This is a genomic window from Alcaligenes sp. SJTW-7, assembly GCF_047716895.1.
Lineage (GTDB): Bacteria > Pseudomonadota > Gammaproteobacteria > Burkholderiales > Burkholderiaceae_B > Alcaligenes > Alcaligenes ammonioxydans.
Map to the genome: position 1 here is coordinate 1,619,952 of NZ_CP136682.1, position 13,752 is coordinate 1,633,703.

Sequence of the window (13,752 nt, forward strand, 5' to 3'; positions counted from 1 at the left end):
GTGGTCGCCATGAGAAAGAAAATTGCTCTAGGTGGCTTGATGATGGTCGCCACAATGGTGCTGGCTGAACCTGCAATGGCGCAGGAGCTAAGTAGCAGCGGTGTTATGAATGATGTGCTCAAGCGTTTTCATGATGCTGCCGCAACATGGGGGCCAGCTATTGAGTCCGCTGCATCGCGTTTGTTCTGGACGCTGGTTGTGATTTCGATGGTCTGGACATTCGGCATGATGGCTTTGCGCAAGGCCGACATTGGCGAGTTCTTCGCGGAGTTCGTTCGCTTCACGATCTTCACCGGCTTTTTCTGGTGGTTGCTGACGAATGCGAACCAGGGCATGAATATCGCCGGTACGATTGTTCAGTCATTGCAAACTCTGGGCGCGCAGGCGGGGGGACTTTCCAATAGCAATCTTGGGCCCTCCAGCATCCTTGATCTTGGTTTCGAGTTATACAACCGCACAGTACAGGCCACCTCGGAGCTGGGATGGCGGCAGATGGCAACTGCTCTGGTCATGGAGCTAATGGCCCTGGCTGTTTTGTTTGTCCTGGCGTTGATTGCGGTCAACCTGTTGCTGTTGCTCGCATCAGCCTGGATTCTGTTGTATGCCGGTGTGTTCTTCCTTGGCTTTGGTGGAAGTCGTTGGACTTCCGACATGGCGATCAATTACTACAAGACCGTGCTGGGCCTGGCCGCACAGCTTATGGCAATGGTGCTTCTGGTTGCGATTGGCAAAGAGTTCATCAATCACTACTACACGCAAATCAGCGAGAACATGGCATCCCAGGAACTGGCCGTGATGTTGGTTATATCGGTCATCTTGCTTTTCTTGGTCAACAAAGTTCCGCCGATGATTTCTGGTCTTGTGTCTGGTGGTGGTATTGGCGCAGCCGGTGGAATTGGAAACTTCGGTGCGGGTGCGGCAGTTGGGGCGGCGGTGACGGCGGCCAGTATGGCAACTGGCGGCGCTGCCCTGGCAGGTAAAGCGGTTATGGGTGCCGCAGCCGGTGCAGCCGGAGGTGCAAGTGCACTCCAAGCGGCTTTTCAGAAAGCATCAGCGAGTATGGAAACCGGCGGTGACATGTCCAGCATGGGGTCAGTTGTCAGCAGTGGCGGAAACGGTGGTGGTGAAGCGGGTACTGCTGGCAGTAGCCCATTCGCCCAAGCGGCTGGCTTTGGTGACAGCGGCAGTAGCTCAAGCGGTGGCGGCTTTGCCAAGGCCGCGAAGCTGGCCACAGGCACGGCCTCCGAGTTAGCCAAGGGTGTCGGCTCTCAAGTGAAGCAGGGATTCCAGGAGCGAGTGAGCGAAACCACAGGCGGAAAACTGGCTGCTTCGATACGCGAAAGCATGGAGCCGAAAGAAGCAAGCCAATCTGGCCAGTTCGAGGGCAATAGCTTGGGCGCCGATTCTGGCCCAGATAGTAACGAAGTCAGGAGTTAGCACGATGACGACATCAACATACATGGCCGCATTGGCGGCCCTGGATGAAGCGCCAAGGGAAGAAGTCAGCCAGGTATTTATTTCGCCGCTGGGTGATCAATCGACCGAGGTCGATGCAGAGACAGAAACAGCCGCTTTTGTATCACGGCCAGACCCTATGAGAGAGAGCGAAACTAAGCCGATAAGTATTGAGGTTAATGGCGGCAGGAATGAGCGGTCAGCATTCGCGGAGGCGGCGGGGCTGTACCTGTAGGCGCACCGGGCTGGCCACAACCAGCCCGGCACTTTCAATCAACACCTACTGGAGAGGTGAATTATGACAACACAACATATTATCGAACCAGGGCAAGCAGTGCATCAAGCAGCGGCTATTCTTTCTTCTTTGGAGTACATCAACCAAGCGGAAGCGCGGAGCCTTGGGCCATTGGCCGAAGCCGTCGCTAATGCTTTTATGGTGGTGTACTACCAAGCTGAAACGGGCCGGGCGACACAGGCTGATTTTCAAGAAGCAATGAACGCCTTGCGCCAAGCGTGCAGCTAATGACGAAAGGGCGGCCACTCGAACTGGCCGCCTTTTTCAATCTTCACTGTTTGGCCATTCCCGACCCACAGACGGCGCATCCATCCATTCGCGTTCCTCCGGCGGCAGCGGGTAAGCCCCGGATGCTTCCGCGTCGGCCAGTAGTTCGGCCAGTGTGTAGCGCACCCGACCAGTGGAAACGGCGCGGGCCGGGTCGGCCTTCTCATGCAGCCTGTTCTCTAGGTTCTTTGGGTCTGTCATCGGGCGACCTCAGCAAGCATGGATACTAGGTGTTCCAGGTCAGTGATCGAATGCGCCAGGAAGCGGCCGGCGCGGCAATCTGCAATCATTTCCTCAGTTTTTTCCTACTCATGTTCAACCTCGTTCGTACCAGCTCTTCGAGCGATTCACCACGCGCACGACCAGCAGCATCACCGGCACTTCGACCAGGACGCCGACCACGGTTGCCAATGCAGCGCCGGAGTGCAGACCGAACAAGCTGATGGCGGCCGCCACGGCCAGCTCGAAGAAGTTGCTGGCACCGATCAGGGCCGAAGGACAGGCGACAGAGTGCTTTTCCCCCGCCCGCTTGTTCAGCCAGTAGGCTAACCCGGAATTGAAGAACACTTGAATCAAGATCGGCACGGCTAGCATGGCGATCACTAACGGCTGCCGGATGATGGCCTCGCCCTGGAAGGCGAACAGTAGAACCAACGTCAGCAGCAGCGCGGCCATCGACCACGGCCCGATCTTCTGCATGGCCCGTTCAAAGGCGGCCTGTCCTTGCTTGAGCAGATGCCGCCGCAAGAGCTGCGCCAGGATCACCGGCACGATGATGTAGAGCACGACCGAAATCAGCAGCGTGTCCCAAGGCACCGAGATCGAGGACATGCCCAGCAGCAGGCCGACGATGGGCGCGAAGGCCACGATCATGATGGCGTCGTTCAGAGCCACTTGCGAGAGCGTGAAAAGCGGGTCGCCGTTGGTAAGGCGGCTCCACACGAACACCATTGCCGTGCAGGGCGCGGCGGCCAGCAAGATCAAGCCCGCGATGTAGCTGTCCAGTTGATCGGCCGGCAGGAACGGAGCGAACACTTGTCGGATGAACAGCCACCCCAGCAGGGCCATCGAGAATGGCTTGACGGCCCAATTCACGAACAGCGTGACGCCGATGCCGCGCCAATGCTCTTTGACCTGGTGCAGCGCCCCGAAGTCGATCTTGACCAGCATCGGGACGATCATTACCCAAATCAGCAGGCCCACCGGCAAATTGACCTGGGCCACTTCCATGCGGCCTATGGCCTGGAACACGTCAGGAAGGCCCTGGCCGAGCGCAACACCGGCGACGATGCACAGGGCCACCCACAGCGTCAGGTAACGCTCGAAGCCGCTCATCGGGGCCTGGCGCGGCTTCGCGGCGATGGCCTGTGCGCCGGCGCTCATGCTTCCTGCTCGGTCTTGCCGATGTTCGCCAGCTCGCGCTTGATGGCCGTCTGGTCAAGCATTTTGAGAGGCAGATTCACGAACAGGCGGACGCGGTTCATCATGTGCCGGAAGGTTTGTTCGAAGGCCCGGCGCTTCTCGGCGTCAGTGCCTTCGACGGCGGCCGGGTCTTCAAATCCCCAATGCGCCGAGATCGGCTGACCAGGCCACACCGGACACATTTCGCCGGCGGCGTTGTCGCAGACGGTGATGATGAAGTCCATCTTCGGTGCGTCGGGCGTGGCGTACTCGTCCCAGCTCTTGCTGCGCAGATTCTCGGTCGGGTAATTCACCGACTCCACCTTTTCGACGGCGAAGGGATTGACCTTGCCGGTTGGGTGACTGCCGGCGCTGTAGGCGCGGAAGCGCCCTTGCCCCATCGTGTTGATGAGAGCTTCGGCCATGATGCTGCGCGCCGAATTGCCGGTGCAGAGGATGAGGACGTTATAGATTCTTTCGGTCATGATGTTTCGCTTTCTGGTAGTGGCTGGGGAGCAATGGCGATGGATGAAAGATCGGTGGCCTCGTCGATGACGTGGCCGGCCGCTTTCCGTTCGGAATAGCGGTCTGTCAGTGCTTCACGGTGCGGCCGTACCAGCGCCGTGAAGCGCACCAGTTCTTCCATCACATCGGCTATTCGGTCGTAGTACGGCGAGGGCTTCATGCGGCCCGCCGCGTCGAACTCTTGGAACGCTTTGGCGATACTCGACTGGTTCGGAATGGTGAACATTCGCATCCAGCGGCCGAGCAGACGCAAGGTGTTCACGGCGTTGAAGCTCTGCGAGCCGCCGGATACCTGCATCACGGCCAGGGTGCGGCCTTGGGTCGGCCGGATGCCGGCCATTTCAAGCGGCAGATGGTCAATCTGCGCCTTCATGACACTGGTAATCTGACCGTGGCGTTCCGGGCTGCACCAGACTTGTCCCTCTGACCACTCGGACAGGGCGCGCAGCTCCTTGACGGCCGGGTGATCGTCGCTTTGCACTTGATCGGGCAACGGCAAATCGGACGGGTCGAAGATGCGTGTTTCTGCGCCAAAGAATTGCAGCAGCCGGGCCGCTTCCTCGACGGCCAGCCGTGAGAACGAGCGGGCGCGCAGCGAGCCATACAGCAGCAGGATACGCACCGGCGGGGCGTCGGGTGCCAGCCCGAGCGCCGGGCGCTCGATGGCAAAGGATTTGTCCAAAGCGGGCAAAGAATCGGGGTCGGAAAGATGGCGAAGTCTCATGCCAACACCTTCCCGGCTTCCGTGGTGCAAGACAGGTTGCACACCTGGCCGCCGCAGCAGTTTTCCGTGAGAAAGGCCACCAGGTTAGTGGCCGTCGAAAAGTTCGCCTCGTAGATCACAAATCGGCCTTCTTGCCGCGACGTGACCATGCCGGCGTGTGCCAGCTCTTTCAGGTGGAAGGATAGCGAAGACGGCGGGATGCCGGCCGCTTCGCTGATTTTTCCGGCGGCCATGCCGGCGGGGCCGGCCTGGACGAGAAGCCGGAACACCGCGAGGCGCGATTCTTGAGCGATGGCCGCCAGGGCGGCTACAGCATTTATCGTTTCCATGTTTCAATAATAGTCGAAATATGGAGTGTGCTCAATAGCTCATTTAAGCTGTAAAAATGAGCTAGGCGCATTTAGATCGATATGTGATATGTCATTTTCAGAAGACGACTGCACCAGTTGATTGGGCGTAATGGCTGTTGTGCAGCCAGCTCCTGACAGTTCAATATCAGAAGTGATCTGCACCAATCTCGACTATGCTCAATACTCGTGTGCACCAAAGCGAGGTGAGCATGGCGACGGAGGCTCTGTTGCAAAGATTGGCGGCAGTCAGAGGTAGGCTGTCGCTCTGCGCCGATCAGGCGGCTGCTGCGAAATGGTGGTTGAGCATGCCCATGGCCTCCGTCAGCGCCGAGGGCCCAATGCCAAAAGCTCTCTCCACAAGGCGCACCTCGCCCCTGATGCCGGGCTGCAGGCACCAGGGGCGAGCCTGTCCTTTGCGCAGGGCTCGCATGACTTCGAATCCCTTGATCGTGGCATAGGCCGTGGGGATCGATTTGAAACCGCGCACCGGCTTGATCAGTATCTTGAGCTTTCCGTGATCGGCCTCGATCACGTTATTGAGGGCTCTGTTGCAAAGATTGGCGGCAGTCAGAGGTAGGCTGTCGCTCTGCGCCGATCAGGCGGCTGCTGCGAAATGGTGGTTGAGCATGCCCATGGCCTCCGTCAGCGCCGAGGGCCCAATGCCAAAAGCTCTCTCCACAAGGCGCACCTCGCCCCTGATGCCGGGCTGCAGGCACCAGGGGCGAGCCTGTCCTTTGCGCAGGGCTCGCATGACTTCGAATCCCTTGATCGTGGCATAGGCCGTGGGGATCGATTTGAAACCGCGCACCGGCTTGATCAGTATCTTGAGCTTTCCGTGATCGGCCTCGATCACGTTATTGAGATACTTCACCTGCCGGTGGGCCGTCTCCCGGTCCAGCTTTCCTTCGCGCTTCAATTCGGTGATCGCTGCACCATAGCTCGGCGCTTTGTCGGTATTGAGCGTGGCAGGCTTTTCCCAGTGCTTCAGGCCTCGCAGGGCCTTGCCCAGGAACCGCTTCGCTGCCTTGGCGCTGCGGGTCGGCGACAGGTAGAAATCGATCGTGTCGCCCCGCTTGTCGACTGCCCGGTACAGGTAGGTCCACTTGCCCCGCACCTTGACGTAGGTTTCATCCAGGCGCCAGCTCGGATCAAAGCCACGCCGCCAGAACCAGCGCAGCCGCTTCTCCATCTCCGGGGCGTAGCACTGGACCCAGCGATAGATCGTCGTATGGTCGACCGAAATGCCGCGTTCCGCCAGCATTTCCTCAAGGTCGCGATAGCTGATCGGATAGCGACAATACCAGCGCACCGCCCACAGGATCACATCACCCTGGAAATGGCGCCACTTGAAATCCGTCATCGTTCCGTCCGTCCAATCTCCGCCAAGCATGCTCAAGCTTCACGATTTTTGCAACAGAGCCCACACGAGTATTGAGCATAGTCGAGATTGGTGCAGATCACTTCTGATATTGAACTGTCAGGAGCTGGCTGCACAACAGCCATTACGCCCAATCAACTGGTGCAGTCGTCTTCTGAAAATGACATTTGGTATCTCTCATAAACGGATGTTTTTGAGAGAACTATCTTCGGCCTTCACACGCACGAAAGGCGGCGAAGCTCCGCCGTTAATCCGTCCGCCGGAGATCTCGCCCAGGCAGGCTGAAGGCCGAGCAAGCCTGACAGGCCCGAAAAGCCCGGCACGGGCGTCGGCGGCGATGACGGCGGCGGCATTATCCAGGGTTGATGATGGAAGTGGAGGATATCGACAACCTCTCGCGCAACCAAGACATCGCGGTCGGACTGCAAGTGATCTTGAAGCCACGGGCCCGTCCCACCCCGACATGGACCTCGATGCCCGAACGGACGTTAGATTTCGAGTTCTAGGCGTTCTGCGATGAAGGTTGGATCCCAGCCGGGATTGAAAGTGTCGACGTGGGTGAATCCGAGCCGCTCGTATAGGCCACGCAGGTTCGGGTGGCAGTCGAGCCGCAGCTTGGCGCACCCCTGCGTTCGCGCGGCATGGCGGCAAGCCTCGATCAGCGCGGAGCTGACACCCCGGCCCGCATGTGTCCGTCGCACCGCGAGCTTGTGCAGATATGCGGCCTCCCCCTTGAGGGCGTCGGGCCAGAACTCGGGATCCTCGGCCGACAAGGTGCAACAGCCGACGATGCCGTCGCTGCAACTCGCGACTAGGAGCTCGGATCTCAGGACGAAGGTCTCCGCGAATGTCCGGTCGATCCGCGCGACGTCCCAGGCGGGCGTTCCCTTGGCGGACATCCACGCCGCAGCGTCGTGCATCAGCCGCACAACCTCGTCGATATCACCCGAGCAGGCGACCCGAACGTTCGGAGGCTCCTCGCTGTCCATTCGCTCCCCTGGCGCGGTATGAACCGCCGCCTCATAGTGCAGTTTGATCCTGACGAGCCCAGCATGTCTGCGCCCACCTTCGCGGAACCTGACCAGGGTCCGCTAGCGGGCGGCCGGAAGGTGAATGCTAGGCATGATCTAACCCTCGGTCTCTGGCGTCGCGACTGCGAAATTTCGCGAGGGTTTCCGAGAAGGTGATTGCGCTTCGCAGATCTCCAGGCGCGTGGGTGCGGACGTAGTCAGCGCCATTGCCGATCGCGTGAAGTTCCGCCGCAAGGCTCGCTGGACCCAGATCCTTTACAGGAAGGCCAACGGTGGCGCCCAAGAAGGATTTCCGCGACACCGAGACCAATAGCGGAAGCCCCAACGCCGACTTCAGCTTTTGAAGGTTCGACAGCACGTGCAGCGATGTTTCCGGTGCGGGGCTCAAGAAAAATCCCATCCCCGGATCGAGGATGAGCCGGTCGGCAGCGACCCCGCTCCGTCGCAAGGCGGAAACCCGCGCCTCGAAGAACCGCACAATCTCGTCGAGCGCGTCTTCGGGTCGAAGGTGACCGGTGCGGGTGGCGATGCCATCCCGCTGCGCTGAGTGCATAACCACCAGCCTGCAGTCCGCCTCAGCAATATCGGGATAGAGCGCAGGGTCAGGAAATCCTTGGATATCGTTCAGGTAGCCCACGCCGCGCTTGAGCGCATAGCGCTGGGTTTCCGGTTGGAAGCTGTCGATTGAAACACGGTGCATCTGATCGGACAGGGCGTCTAAGAGCGGCGCAATACGTCTGATCTCATCGGCCGGCGATACAGGCCTCGCGTCCGGATGGCTGGCGGCCGGTCCGACATCCACGACGTCTGATCCGACTCGCAGCATTTCGATCGCCGCGGTGACAGCGCCGGCGGGGTCTAGCCGCCGGCTCTCATCGAAGAAGGAGTCCTCGGTGAGATTCAGAATGCCGAACACCGTCACCATGGCGTCGGCCTCCGCAGCGACTTCCACGATGGGGATCGGGCGAGCAAAAAGGCAGCAATTATGAGCCCCATACCTACAAAGCCCCACGCATCAAGCTTTTGCCCATGAAGCAACCAGGCAATGGCTGTAATTATGACGACGCCGAGTCCCGACCAGACTGCATAAGCAACACCGACAGGGATGGATTTCAGAACCAGAGAAAGAAAATAAAATGCGATGCCATAACCGATTATGACAACGGCGGAAGGGGCAAGCTTAGTAAAGCCCTCGCTAGATTTTAATGCGGATGTTGCGATTACTTCGCCAACTATTGCGATAACAAGAAAAAGCCAGCCTTTCATGATATATCTCCCAATTTGTGTAGGGCTTATTATGCACGCTTAAAAATAATAAAAGCAGACTTGACCTGATAGTTTGGCTGTGAGCAATTATGTGCTTAGTGCATCTAACGCATAGTTGAGCGGCGGGCGCAGCCCGTCCGCTTGAACGCCGAGTTAGGCATCAGATGCCCTCGGCGCGGGTCGATGCACTTTTCGCACATGCCGCTCAACGCAAGATTCTCTCAATCGTTGCTTTGGCATATCGAACGAACGCGGCCGTCTCTTCGACGCGCATTGCTAGGTCGTCGTCCTCGCTACCCAGGTACGCCGCGCGTGCCTTGCAGATGAGGGGCCGATGCTCGGCAGGCAAACGCTCCGATACCCATGCGGCAGCAACGTCCTTAGGAGCAATGAGACCAGTTGAAGCGCTGTACCAAATGCGAGCAAGAGCAAGAACGACGTTCCGCTCGTCACCCTTCCAATCCGACTCTGCATTCCACTGGGCAATAGTGTCGAAAAGCGCCTTGGAGAAATGCTCCTTCGGCACCGGCTCGAAAAACGTGGCTGCGGATGGGCCTAGAAGCGCAAGGCTGTGTTGCCTCGCCTTGGTCAGCAAAATCGCAAGATCGTGATCCAGAACGGCAGGCTCGAACGTTCCGGAAAGGATGTCGTGGCGGAGCCACTCACCGAACTGAAGCTCACGCCGCGCCGGATAGCGCCAAGGCACTACTTCGCTTCGAGCGACAACAGTTAGCTCCAGCGGTCGCCATGTTCCGCCATCGCCTGGCGGTGATGAGACTTTCAGCAAATCGAGCATTAGCGCCTGCCGGAGCGAATCGTTAGGTGCGGCGCTGACGGTCACGAGCAAGTCTATGTCGCTGTCCGGCTTCAGCCCTCCATCGATCGCAGATCCGAACAGGTGGATTGTGTCCAGTGTCGCAGCCAGATGGCGCTCGATCACCGCGCGAGCGTGGGACAGCTGCTTGAAAACTTGTGCAGGGAAAAATTCACCCATGATGCCTAACGTTAAGTTCAGCGGCAGCTTTTAAGTTGCGGCTTTGTGGAATACTTTTGCGCAGCAAAACCACAAAGACGCGACTTAAAAGCTGTCCAAGGAGCGAAGCGACTGGTGCTGCAACGCATTGTTAGCCTTTTTTCCAAATCTGGTATGTATAATTTATATTAGACATAAAAAACTGTTCAAAAACCAAATTGAAATTCTCAGGCATTATAGGGAATTTGATATCACCTTCGACTTCAACGTGAACAGTAGACAAATGAATTATATCTGCTTTTTCAATAAGGCTATTATAGATTTGACCCCCGCCAGAGACATATACATGATCTGTAACTTTTGATAGCTCTTTCAAAGCATTTTCTATTGAAGGAAAAACTAGGACGTTTTCATTTGAGCTTGAAATTCCGTTCTTTGACACTACTGCATATTTGCGATTTGGAAGAACACCCATAGAGTCAAATGTTTTTCTTCCGACAAGGAGCCATTGATTATATGTGAGCGCTTTAAAGAGTAGTTGCTCACCTTTTACTGACCACGGGATATCAGGACCACTACCGATTACGCCATTTTCTGACACTGCAGAAATCAATGATATTTTCAATTTAACTCCCTTAATGGCTAACTTTGTTTTAGGGCGACTGCCCTGCTGCGTAACATCGTTGCTGCTCCATAACATCAAACATCGACCCACGGCGTAACGCGCTTGCTGCTTGGATGCCCGAGGCATAGACTGTACAAAAAAACAGTCATAACAAGCCATGAAAACCGCCACTGCGCCGTTACCACCGCTGCGTTCGGTCAAGGTTCTGGACCAGTTGCGTGAGCGCATACGCTACTTGCATTACAGTTTACGAACCGAACAGGCTTATGTCCACTGGGTTCGTGCCTTCATCCGTTTCCACGGTGTGCGTCACCCGGCAACCTTGGGCAGCAGCGAAGTCGAGGCATTTCTGTCCTGGCTGGCGAACGAGCGCAAGGTTTCGGTCTCCACGCATCGTCAGGCATTGGCGGCCTTGCTGTTCTTCTACGGCAAGGTGCTGTGCACGGATCTGCCCTGGCAGGGCATCAACGAAGACCAGAACCTGGGCATCGCCATCACCCGCCGTGCGCTGGAAGCCCCGCTGCGCGCCATCGTGGCCAACGCCGGTGAAGAACCGAGCGTGATCGTGGCCAACGTCAAGGCCGGCGAAGGCAGCTACGGCTACAACGCCGCCACCGGCGAGTTCGGCGACATGATCGCCATGGGCATCCTGGACCCGACCAAGGTGACCCGCTCGGCCCTGCAGCACGCCGCTTCCGTCGCCGGCCTTGCGATCACGACCGAAGTGGTCGTGGCCGAAGTGCCGAAGAAGGAAGAGCCGGCCATGCCGGGTGCTGGCGGTATGGGCGGCATGGGCGGCATGGATTTCTGATCCGGTTGGCCCGGTCGTCAGGGAACCGGACCGCGCCAGCGCGGTCCGATCCCGGCAACGACCCGACATCAAGGCCCCAAGGACGGGGCCGGAGCCCGGCAGCGATGCCGGGCTTTTTGTTGTGCCCGCGCCGCGGCAATGTCTGACGCGAAGATCAGAACGCACCGATACGAACGTGCGAACACAGGCGCAACACTGAGCAGCCGTCCCCGCACCGGAGCGCTGCGTGCCGCGCCTCGCCACATCCCGGCGGCAAGCCGCGGGATGCGCGCCACTGCCGTCCGCCCACACCGGTTCGCGGTACGCGCGCCACGCGCCCGAGCGCACGCTGCTGTACGCGTTGGTAGAGGCGCACTACCCGGACTTCATTGCACGGATCGAAGCGGAGGGCCGCTCGCTGCCCGGGTATGTCCGCGAGGCGTTCGATGCCTACCTGCGTTGCGGCGTACTCGAGCACGGCTTCCTGCGGGTGGTGTGCGAGCACTGCCGTGCAGAGAGGCTGGTGGCCTTCTCCTGCAAGAAGCGCGGGTTCTGCCCGAGTTGCGGCGCGCGACGCATGGCCGAGAGTGCGCGGCACCTGGTCGAGGAGGTGTTCGGCCCGCGGCCTGTGCGGCAATGGGTGCTGAGCTTTCCGTACCCCTTGCGTTTCCTGTTCGCCAGCAAGCCAGAAGCCATTGGCCCGGTGCTGGGCATCGTGCAGCGCGTGATCGCCGGCTGGTTGGCCGATCAAGCCGGCATCGACCGCGCCAGCGCCCAGTGCGGCGCGGTGACGCTGATCCAGCGTTTCGGCAGCGCGCTGAACCTGAACATCCACTTCCACATGCTGTGGCTCGACGGCGTGTACGTGGAAGCCACCGAGCTGCCGCGGCGCGAACTGCGCCTGCACCGCGCCCGTGCGCCCACCACCGCGCAGTTGACCCAGCTGGCAGCTACCATCGCGCACCGGGTGTGTCGGCACCTGACGCGCAAAGGCTGGCTCGAAGGGGAGGGCGAATCGGCCTTCCTGGCAGACAGCGCTGCAGGCGACGACAGCATGGATGGGCTGCGGATGAGTTCGATCACCTACCGCATCGCCACCGGCCGCGACGCTGGCTGCAAGGTCGTCACGCTGCAAACGCTGCCCGGTGACGCCGGTTCGCTGGAGGGCGAAGCCGGCAAGGTCGGCGGCTTCTCACTGCATGCCGGCGTGGCGGCCGAAGCACACGAAAGCCACAAGCTGGAAAAGCTGTGCCGCTACATCACGCGCCCGGCGATCAGCGAGAAGCGGCTGTCGATAGCGCTCCAGGGCAGGGTGCGTTACCAGCTCAAGACCCCGTGGCGCAATGGCACCACGCATGTGGAATGGGATCCGGTGGATTTCATCGCCAAGCTGGCGGCGCTGGTCCCGCCACCTCGCGCGCATCTCACCCGCTTCCACGGCGTATTCGCCCCGAATGCAAACCTGCGTGCGCAGCTGACGCCCTCGGGGCGCGGCAAGCGGCCTGCGGGCGATGCGGCGCCAGTGGACGTCAGCGCCCACGACGCGCCGCGCAGCCCCGAGGAGAAGCGCCGTGCGATGAGCTGGGCGCAACGGCTCAAGCGGGTCTTTTCCATCGACGTCACCGCCTGCGTCCACTGCGGTGGCACCGTGCGGATCGTCGCCAGCATCGAGGAACCCACCGCCATCCGCGCCATCCTCGCCCACTTCGAGAAGCACGGCGCGCGGGAAGAAGCGCACTACAGGCCCGCAGCGCGCGCGCCGCCAGTGCAAGCCGCGTGACGATCTGCCGGCTGCACAGCCGACGGCGAAACCGGAATCCGAGCCGATGCGGCCACGATCCGCAGGGCGGCGCTCGGCCCGCTGTCGGGAATCAGCGAAGCATGGCTGCTGACAACGCCGCTGCGTGGCCCCGCGATGCCGAAATCCCACTCACAGACGTCCGATCCGTGCCCAAAACGGGGCTTGCGCGACCGCCGCCTACCCAGCAGACTGCCCGAAAAGGGCGTTTGAACTTCCTATACGCAAGGAACGTCTCGCCTGCCAAATCGGGCCATGTGACGGCTGACCGCTTGGCGAGCGGATGCCGTTCCGGTAGCACCGCCAAGAGCGGTTCGGTCCATGTGCGACGGGAATGGCAGTCGGGTGGTTGGGGCGTGCCCGCGACGAACGCCACGTCCAACCTGCCGGCGCGAAGCTGCACCACCGCTTCACGGGCCGGGCCTTCGGCGATCTCGACTTCAACATCGGGGTAATCCTTGCGGTATTGGCCGATCAGCTTTGCGAGGAAGCTATGCGGAATCAGGGCATGGATACCGATACGAAGCCGGCCGCTTTCTCCGGCTGCCGCCATGCCGGCGGTTTTCACCGCATGGTCGAGTTGGTCAATACCTACGGCTATCCGCTCGACGAAATGGCGTCCGGCCTCGGTCAGCCGAACGCCGCGCGCATGACGCTCGAACAAGAGGATGCCGAGGTCTTCTTCCAGTGCCTTCACGCGGGCGCTGACGCTGGACTGTGCAACGCCGAGCGCGTTGGCGGCGTGACGGAAGTTGAGATATTCGGCGACAGCGAGAGTGTGAACTAAGGTCATCATTGGCACTCGCCCCGAAAGGAGATGATTGCTCAACAGATTTAATCCGTCATTTCTCCTAAGTCTACGCATGCCAAATCG

At 59.7% G+C, this 13,752-nt stretch carries 16 protein-coding genes and 3 pseudogenes; 6 read left to right on the plus strand and 13 right to left on the minus strand.

Annotated features, from left to right (window positions below):
- Window positions 1-9: 9 nt before the first annotated feature.
- The 3 genes from trbL to RSQ48_RS07210 all read left to right on the plus strand — a co-directional run bounded on the left by trbL (window position 10) and on the right by RSQ48_RS07210 (window position 1,978).
- On the plus strand, window positions 10-1,437 hold the full coding sequence (gene trbL, locus RSQ48_RS07200; RefSeq protein WP_001405816.1) for a P-type conjugative transfer protein TrbL: 1,428 nt from the start codon (window positions 10-12) through the stop codon (window positions 1,435-1,437).
- A 4-nt stretch (window positions 1,438-1,441) separates the two neighbouring features.
- Window positions 1,442-1,690 (plus strand): hypothetical protein, encoded by a 249-nt coding sequence (locus RSQ48_RS07205; RefSeq protein WP_000213809.1) that lies wholly within the window; start codon window positions 1,442-1,444, stop codon window positions 1,688-1,690.
- Window positions 1,691-1,753: 63 nt separating this feature from the next.
- Complete coding sequence (locus RSQ48_RS07210) at window positions 1,754-1,978, plus strand: type I toxin-antitoxin system ptaRNA1 family toxin (RefSeq protein ID WP_000211355.1); 225 nt, start codon at window positions 1,754-1,756, stop codon at window positions 1,976-1,978.
- Between the two features lie 36 nt (window positions 1,979-2,014).
- Here the strand turns inward: RSQ48_RS07210 and RSQ48_RS07215 are convergent, their stop codons facing one another.
- The 12 genes and pseudogenes from RSQ48_RS07215 to dfrA17 all read right to left on the minus strand — a co-directional run bounded on the left by RSQ48_RS07215 (window position 2,015) and on the right by dfrA17 (window position 10,290).
- Window positions 2,015-2,218, minus strand: coding sequence for a hypothetical protein (locus tag RSQ48_RS07215; protein WP_000131871.1), 204 nt, complete (start codon window positions 2,216-2,218; stop codon window positions 2,015-2,017).
- A gap of 114 nt (window positions 2,219-2,332) precedes the next feature.
- A complete protein-coding gene (gene arsB / locus RSQ48_RS07220) occupies window positions 2,333-3,400 on the minus strand; it encodes an ACR3 family arsenite efflux transporter (protein WP_001272375.1) in 1,068 nt (355 codons plus the stop codon).
- Window positions 3,397-3,903: an arsenate reductase ArsC gene (locus tag RSQ48_RS07225; RefSeq protein WP_000140066.1), complete on the minus strand. Its 507-nt coding sequence runs from the start codon at window positions 3,901-3,903 to the stop codon at window positions 3,397-3,399. The genes arsB and RSQ48_RS07225 overlap by 4 nt, the downstream gene beginning before the upstream one ends.
- Complete coding sequence (gene arsH, locus RSQ48_RS07230) at window positions 3,900-4,667, minus strand: arsenical resistance protein ArsH (RefSeq protein WP_001239389.1); 768 nt, start codon at window positions 4,665-4,667, stop codon at window positions 3,900-3,902. The genes RSQ48_RS07225 and arsH overlap by 4 nt, the downstream gene beginning before the upstream one ends.
- Window positions 4,664-4,996 (minus strand): ArsR/SmtB family transcription factor, encoded by a 333-nt coding sequence (locus tag RSQ48_RS07235; RefSeq protein WP_000447876.1) that lies wholly within the window; start codon window positions 4,994-4,996, stop codon window positions 4,664-4,666. Before RSQ48_RS07235 ends, arsH begins: the two co-directional genes overlap by 4 nt.
- A gap of 295 nt (window positions 4,997-5,291) precedes the next feature.
- Window positions 5,292-5,558, minus strand: a pseudogene (locus RSQ48_RS07240) (DDE-type integrase/transposase/recombinase); the annotation flags it as partial.
- A gap of 54 nt (window positions 5,559-5,612) precedes the next feature.
- A complete protein-coding gene (locus RSQ48_RS07245; RefSeq protein WP_001389365.1) occupies window positions 5,613-6,377 on the minus strand; it encodes an IS6-like element IS6100 family transposase in 765 nt (254 codons plus the stop codon).
- Window positions 6,378-6,883: 506 nt separating this feature from the next.
- Window positions 6,884-7,384, minus strand: a complete 501-nt coding sequence (locus tag RSQ48_RS07250) for a GNAT family N-acetyltransferase (protein ID WP_000376623.1) — start codon at window positions 7,382-7,384, stop codon at window positions 6,884-6,886.
- A 127-nt stretch (window positions 7,385-7,511) separates the two neighbouring features.
- The gene (sul1, locus tag RSQ48_RS07255; RefSeq protein WP_000259031.1) at window positions 7,512-8,351 is read right to left on the minus strand and encodes a sulfonamide-resistant dihydropteroate synthase Sul1; all 840 of its coding nucleotides are present in this window, start codon (window positions 8,349-8,351) and stop codon (window positions 7,512-7,514) included.
- The gene (locus tag RSQ48_RS07260; protein ID WP_000679427.1) at window positions 8,345-8,692 is read right to left on the minus strand and encodes a quaternary ammonium compound efflux SMR transporter QacE delta 1; all 348 of its coding nucleotides are present in this window, start codon (window positions 8,690-8,692) and stop codon (window positions 8,345-8,347) included. The genes sul1 and RSQ48_RS07260 overlap by 7 nt, the downstream gene beginning before the upstream one ends.
- A gap of 205 nt (window positions 8,693-8,897) precedes the next feature.
- Window positions 8,898-9,686 (minus strand): ANT(3'')-Ia family aminoglycoside nucleotidyltransferase AadA5, encoded by a 789-nt coding sequence (locus RSQ48_RS07265; protein ID WP_000503573.1) that lies wholly within the window; start codon window positions 9,684-9,686, stop codon window positions 8,898-8,900.
- 130 nt (window positions 9,687-9,816) lie between these two features.
- Entirely contained in the window at window positions 9,817-10,290 is a 474-nt protein-coding gene (dfrA17, locus tag RSQ48_RS07270) for a trimethoprim-resistant dihydrofolate reductase DfrA17 (protein ID WP_001389366.1), read from the minus strand.
- A 157-nt stretch (window positions 10,291-10,447) separates the two neighbouring features.
- On the opposite strand from dfrA17, the pseudogene intI1 reads away from it, so the two are divergent.
- From intI1 to RSQ48_RS07285, 3 genes and pseudogenes are all read left to right on the plus strand, one after another.
- Window positions 10,448-10,747: pseudogene (gene intI1 / locus RSQ48_RS07275) on the plus strand (class 1 integron integrase IntI1); the annotation flags it as partial.
- A gap of 3 nt (window positions 10,748-10,750) precedes the next feature.
- A pseudogene (locus RSQ48_RS07280) lies at window positions 10,751-11,101 on the plus strand (TCP-1/cpn60 chaperonin family protein); the annotation flags it as partial.
- A gap of 274 nt (window positions 11,102-11,375) precedes the next feature.
- Window positions 11,376-12,860 (plus strand): IS91 family transposase, encoded by a 1,485-nt coding sequence (locus RSQ48_RS07285; protein WP_022742855.1) that lies wholly within the window; start codon window positions 11,376-11,378, stop codon window positions 12,858-12,860.
- Between the two features lie 91 nt (window positions 12,861-12,951).
- Here the strand turns inward: RSQ48_RS07285 and RSQ48_RS07290 are convergent, their stop codons facing one another.
- Window positions 12,952-13,674: a LysR family transcriptional regulator gene (locus RSQ48_RS07290; protein WP_223151157.1), complete on the minus strand. Its 723-nt coding sequence runs from the start codon at window positions 13,672-13,674 to the stop codon at window positions 12,952-12,954.
- Between the last annotated feature and the right edge of the window lie 78 nt (window positions 13,675-13,752).

Coding starts and splice junctions, on each gene's coding strand:
- RSQ48_RS07235 (WP_000447876.1), bottom strand. CDS start 4,996: ATGGAAACGATAAATGCTGTAGCCGCCCTGGCGGCCATCGCTCAAGAA.
- RSQ48_RS07245 (WP_001389365.1), bottom strand. CDS start 6,377: ATGACGGATTTCAAGTGGCGCCATTTCCAGGGTGATGTGATCCTGTGG.
- arsB (WP_001272375.1), bottom strand. CDS start 3,400: ATGAGCGCCGGCGCACAGGCCATCGCCGCGAAGCCGCGCCAGGCCCCG.
- RSQ48_RS07225 (WP_000140066.1), bottom strand. CDS start 3,903: ATGACCGAAAGAATCTATAACGTCCTCATCCTCTGCACCGGCAATTCG.
- arsH (WP_001239389.1), bottom strand. CDS start 4,667: ATGAGACTTCGCCATCTTTCCGACCCCGATTCTTTGCCCGCTTTGGAC.
- RSQ48_RS07265 (WP_000503573.1), bottom strand. CDS start 9,686: ATGGGTGAATTTTTCCCTGCACAAGTTTTCAAGCAGCTGTCCCACGCT.
- RSQ48_RS07250 (WP_000376623.1), bottom strand. CDS start 7,384: ATGGACAGCGAGGAGCCTCCGAACGTTCGGGTCGCCTGCTCGGGTGAT.
- sul1 (WP_000259031.1), bottom strand. CDS start 8,351: ATGGTGACGGTGTTCGGCATTCTGAATCTCACCGAGGACTCCTTCTTC.
- trbL (WP_001405816.1), top strand. CDS start 10: ATGAGAAAGAAAATTGCTCTAGGTGGCTTGATGATGGTCGCCACAATG.
- RSQ48_RS07205 (WP_000213809.1), top strand. CDS start 1,442: ATGACGACATCAACATACATGGCCGCATTGGCGGCCCTGGATGAAGCG.
- RSQ48_RS07260 (WP_000679427.1), bottom strand. CDS start 8,692: ATGAAAGGCTGGCTTTTTCTTGTTATCGCAATAGTTGGCGAAGTAATC.
- RSQ48_RS07210 (WP_000211355.1), top strand. CDS start 1,754: ATGACAACACAACATATTATCGAACCAGGGCAAGCAGTGCATCAAGCA.
- RSQ48_RS07290 (WP_223151157.1), bottom strand. CDS start 13,674: ATGATGACCTTAGTTCACACTCTCGCTGTCGCCGAATATCTCAACTTC.
- RSQ48_RS07215 (WP_000131871.1), bottom strand. CDS start 2,218: ATGACAGACCCAAAGAACCTAGAGAACAGGCTGCATGAGAAGGCCGAC.